General features: G+C 65.8%; 5 protein-coding genes and 1 pseudogene. 5 read left to right on the top strand and 1 reads right to left on the bottom strand.

Going from position 1 to position 4,254, the window contains the following annotated elements:
• From VDP82_RS14645 to VDP82_RS14635, 3 genes are all read left to right on the top strand, one after another.
• The coding region (locus VDP82_RS14645) for an NUDIX hydrolase (protein WP_323015576.1) at positions 1–386 on the top strand (386 nt) is incomplete at its 5' end.
• Positions 387–420: 34 nt separating this feature from the next.
• Positions 421–792: a TIGR02301 family protein gene (locus VDP82_RS14640; RefSeq protein ID WP_323015575.1), complete on the top strand. Its 372-nt coding sequence runs from the start codon at positions 421–423 to the stop codon at positions 790–792.
• 91 nt (positions 793–883) lie between these two features.
• Complete coding sequence (locus tag VDP82_RS14635; protein WP_323015574.1) at positions 884–1,162, top strand: hypothetical protein; 279 nt, start codon at positions 884–886, stop codon at positions 1,160–1,162.
• A 434-nt stretch (positions 1,163–1,596) separates the two neighbouring features.
• Here the strand turns inward: VDP82_RS14635 and VDP82_RS14630 are convergent, their stop codons facing one another.
• Complete coding sequence (locus VDP82_RS14630; RefSeq protein WP_323015573.1) at positions 1,597–2,916, bottom strand: dihydroorotase; 1,320 nt, start codon at positions 2,914–2,916, stop codon at positions 1,597–1,599.
• A 123-nt stretch (positions 2,917–3,039) separates the two neighbouring features.
• Here VDP82_RS14630 and VDP82_RS14625 point away from each other — a divergent pair, with 123 nt between their 5' ends.
• Positions 3,040–3,867 (top strand): folate-binding protein, encoded by an 828-nt coding sequence (locus VDP82_RS14625; RefSeq protein ID WP_323015572.1) that lies wholly within the window; start codon positions 3,040–3,042, stop codon positions 3,865–3,867.
• A gap of 77 nt (positions 3,868–3,944) precedes the next feature.
• A pseudogene (locus VDP82_RS14620) lies at positions 3,945–4,254 on the top strand (hydrolase); the annotation flags it as partial.

Genomic DNA, 4,254 nt, shown 5'->3' with positions numbered 1-4,254 from the left:
CCAATGCCGCCAGCGTCGCCATCATCCGTGGGGGCAAGGTGCTGCTCATCAAGCGGGCCTATGCGCCCTATCAGCATTTATGGACGCTGCCCGGCGGGCGTCTCGATCCGGGCGAGACCATCGAGCAATGCGCGATTCGCGAAGTGGCCGAGGAGGTGGGGCTCACTATCCGCAATCCGCGCCCGGTGCTGGTGCAGGCCCTGGGGCGCGACGAGGCTTTTCGGCTGGCCGTCTTCGCCACGGGCGATTTTTCCGGCCAGATCAGGCCGTCCGACGAGGTGGCCGATCATAAATGGATCGATCCGGCGGCGCTGGTCGCCCTGCGCACCACCAGCCGCCTCGATGACGTGCTCGCGAAGGCCTTCGCAGTTCTGGCCGCACAGTGATAAGGAAAGCCGGAACGAGGTTGCGGAAGCGATGATGGCGCGGCTGTGGAAATCCCTCGCCCTTGCGGCGATGCTGGCGGGCCTTTGCGCCCCCGCCCAGGCGATCGACCCGCTGTATCAGCGGCAGCTCGAGCGGCTGGCCGAGATCATGGGGAGCCTCTATTTCCTCCAGCCCCTGTGCACCGGGCCGGGCGAGGACTGGCGCGCCCAGATGGAGGAATTGCTGACGCTGGACCAGCCCGATGACGACCGCCGCCAGCGCCTCGCCGGCGCCTTCAACCAGGGCTACACCGCCTATTCGCGCTTCCACCGGGCCTGCACGCCCACGGCGCGCGAGGCCCTGCGGCGCCTGCTGGCGGAAGCCGAAAAGACCGCCCGCGAGATCCACACGCGCTACGCCGAGTGAGCCTGTGGCCTTGGTCGAATTGCAAATACGGCGTTAACCTTCGGGTTACTTCCCCCGCGCGCGCCATGGCCATGCGTGCTAATTCCGCGCCATGACTTCAAGCAAGACCATGTTCGTTTCCGGCCCGGGCCAGACCTTGTTCGACCGCGAGCATGGCGAGCGGCAATTGGCGCTCGAATACCTGGCCGAAGCGTGGAATTGCGCCGAGGATGATGGGGTCCACAGCGCCGCCCTCGCCCACGCCTCGCTCTTTGCCGCCCTGGCCACCTTTGTGCGCCTGCATGGCGATGAAGCCACCGCCGACCTGGTTGCCCAACTCCCCGAGCGCATCCGCGCCGGGGAGTATAATCTGGAACGCGTGCTGCAATAAGGCCCACCCATCGTCATTGCCGGGCTCGTCCCGGCAATCCACACCTCCGCTTGCGCCGAACCCCGCACCCCCCAACCTCCCCCATCAAGGGGGGGGTGTGGCTCAGCGCTTCCGGCACCATCTTGCCCCATCCACAAAGGGGCACCTCCCCCTTGATGGCAGGGCTATCGCATATGAAAAACTGATCGTCACAGGTGGCTCAGTCGTCTCCCTCCCCCTTGCGGGGAGGGATCAAGGGTGGGGGGCGTTTAGCCCCTATATTCGGGCTCTCGGCACCCCCTCCTAACCTCCCCCGTCAAGGGGGAGGTACCGCCCGGCGGGTGCGGCGCTATCGTGCCGCAACCCATATGCGATAGCCCTGCCCTTGACGGGGGAGGTTGGGAGGGGGTGTCGGGGGCCCGAATGCAAGAGCCAAACACCCGCTCACCCAACCCCTACAGCGCCTCCAGAAACCGCATCGGCTGGCCGACACCGCTCGTCACCAGTTCCCCATCCCACATCACCACATGGCCGCGCACCACCGTGCCCACCGGCCAGCCGGTCACGCTCACTCCGTCATAGGGCGTCCAGCCGGCGCGGCTTTTCACCCAGTCATTGGTGATGGTTTCGCGGCGCTTCAAATCCACCACGGTCAGATCGGCGTCATACCCCACCGCGATCCGCCCCTTATTGGCGATGCCGAACAGGCGATTGGGCCCATGGCTGGTCATGTCGACGAGGCGTTGCAGGCTCATCCGTCCCGCATTGACGTGATCGAGCATGGTGGGCACCAGCGTCTGCACCCCGGTCATGCCCGAATGGCTGTCGGGATAGGCATGGTCCTTTTCTTCCCGCGTATGCGGCGCGTGGTCCGAGCCCAGAATATCGGCGACGCCATTGGCGACGCCCTTCCAGATACCCTCGCGATGCGCCTTGTCCCGCACCGGCGGGTTCATCTGCGCATAGGTGCCCAGGCGCTCATAGGCGGTTTCGTCCAGCGTCAGGTGATGCGGCGTCACCTCGACGCTGGCGACGTCCTTGTGGTCGGCCAGGAACACCATCTCCTGGGCGGTGGAGATATGCAGAACATGGATGCGCTTGCCGGTCTTGTGGGCGAGCGCCACGAGGCGCTTGGTGCAATTGAGCGCCACCTCCGGCGAGCGCCACACGGGGTGGCTGGAGGGATCGCCCGGAACGCGCAGAGCTTCACGCTCCTTCAGCATGTATTCGTCTTCCGAATGGAAGGCGGCGCGGCGCGAAATGGCGCGCAGGATCGCCTCCACCCCGGCGTCGTCCTGCACCAGCAGCGAGCCGGTGGACGAGCCCATGAACACCTTGATGCCGGCGCAGCCGGGCAGCTTCTCCAATTCCGCCAACTCGCCCACATTCTCGTGGGTGCCCCCGATATAGAAGGCGAAGTCGCAATGCATGCGGCCGGTTCCGGCGGCGATCTTGGCCTCGAAGGTTTCGCGTGTCGTGGTCAGCGGATTGGTGTTGGGCATTTCGAAAACGCCGGTCACCCCGCCCATCACCGCGCTCAGCGAGCCCGATTCCAGATCTTCCTTATGCGTCAGCCCCGGCTCGCGGAAATGCACCTGCGTGTCGATGACGCCGGGCAGGATATGCAGCCCCGTGCAGTCCACCACCCGCCCGGCGCTGTCGCCCAGGCTTCCCAGCCCGGCGATGCGCCCGCCGGTCACCCCGATATCGGCGACACCCTCGCCATCGTGATTGACCACGGTGGCATTCTTGAAAATGATGTCATACTGCGCCATGTCCATAGTCCCACCCTGTGCTTGTCCGGGCCGGTTTAGAGCGTTTCCAGAAAAAGTGGTAACGCTTTTGCGCCTCGGAAATGCGACAGGCCATGTCCGCCCCTTCGGGAAGCCGAGAAGATCATGTCCATCCAGTTGCGCGCCGACCGTGTCCTGTTCCGGTTTTCGGGCGCTGAGGCCCATAAGCTGCTCAACGACGTGCTGACCGGGCACGTACCGGCAGAGGCCGGCCCCGCCGCCCCGTGGGCGCTGCTATCCCCGCAGGGCAAGATATTGGCCGAGGGCCTGGTCGGCTGGCAGGACGACGCCCTCTGGGTCGATGTCCATGTGTCCGTAGCCGATGATTTCTTCAAGCGCATGCGGCTTTACCGCCTGCGCGCCGCCGTCGAGATCGAGGATTTGCGGGAAAGCTGGCGCGTCGGCTTTTCCGCCGAACCGGTGAGCGCCGTCTCTTGCCAATTGGACCGGGCCGGCCCCGTCGCCCTGGGCTGGCGCCTTCTCGCGCCCGTCGAGGCCGCCGCCGCCTGGCAGGCCGACGATACCGGCTACCACCGCATCCGCATCGCTGCCGGCATTGCCCAGCAGGGCGCCGATTTCCCCGCCAACGATGTCTTCGCCCACGATATCGGGCTCGACCTGCTGGAGGGAATCGATTTTGCCAAGGGCTGCTATGTCGGTCAGGAAGTGGTCTCGCGCATGAAGCATCGCGGCACCGCCCGCCGCCGCCCGGTCGTGGTTTCGGTCATAAGCGCCGAGGCCGGCGCACCAGTTATCACCGGGGAGCGCGAGGCCGGTAAAATCGGTCAGGTCGTCGATGGCAAGGCCGTCGCCATCCTGCGGCTCGACCGCATCACCGATCCGGCCGCCGCCACCGTGGCCGACCACCCCGTCTCCCTGTCCCTGCCCGTCTGGGCCGATTATGCCTTTGGCGAGGCTGCGCCCGAGGCGTAGCGCGCGTTACCCGACTGTCGAATCGGGGGTGGTTTGGTTAGTCTCGATGCTAACAGTCTGTTAACCCGAGACCCTTGATGTCACGTCTGCGCGAACGCGCCTGGCAGCGCATGTTGTCGGGCCGCCGGCTCGATCTTCTTGACCCCTCTCCCGTCGATGTCGAGCTGTCCGACATCGCCCATGGGCTGGCCCGCGTTGCCCGCTGGAACGGCCAGACGGCGGGGGATTATCCCTTTTCGGTAGCCCAGCATTCGGTGCTGGTGCTCGAGCTTTTTCGCGCCTCCAACCCCGAGAGCAGTGCCGTCGCGCAGGGTCAGGCGCTGCTTCACGACGCGCCCGAATATGTCATGGGCGACATCATCTCGCCCTTCAAGGCGGCAATGGGCG

The sequence above is a fragment of the Devosia sp. genome (assembly GCF_034675085.1).
In the GTDB taxonomy this organism is placed as follows: Bacteria; Pseudomonadota; Alphaproteobacteria; order Rhizobiales; family Devosiaceae; genus Devosia.
The sequence above is the reverse complement of the archived record's forward strand: the minus strand, read 5'-3'. Positions and strand labels throughout refer to the sequence as shown.

Bases quoted from the DNA above. Each gene is read 5' to 3' on its own strand.
- VDP82_RS14630 (WP_323015573.1), bottom strand. From the start codon at position 2,916: ATGGCGCAGTATGACATCATTTTCAAGAATGCCACCGTGGTCAATCAC.
- VDP82_RS14625 (WP_323015572.1), top strand. From the start codon at position 3,040: ATGTCCATCCAGTTGCGCGCCGACCGTGTCCTGTTCCGGTTTTCGGGC.
- VDP82_RS14640 (WP_323015575.1), top strand. From the start codon at position 421: ATGGCGCGGCTGTGGAAATCCCTCGCCCTTGCGGCGATGCTGGCGGGC.
- VDP82_RS14635 (WP_323015574.1), top strand. From the start codon at position 884: ATGACTTCAAGCAAGACCATGTTCGTTTCCGGCCCGGGCCAGACCTTG.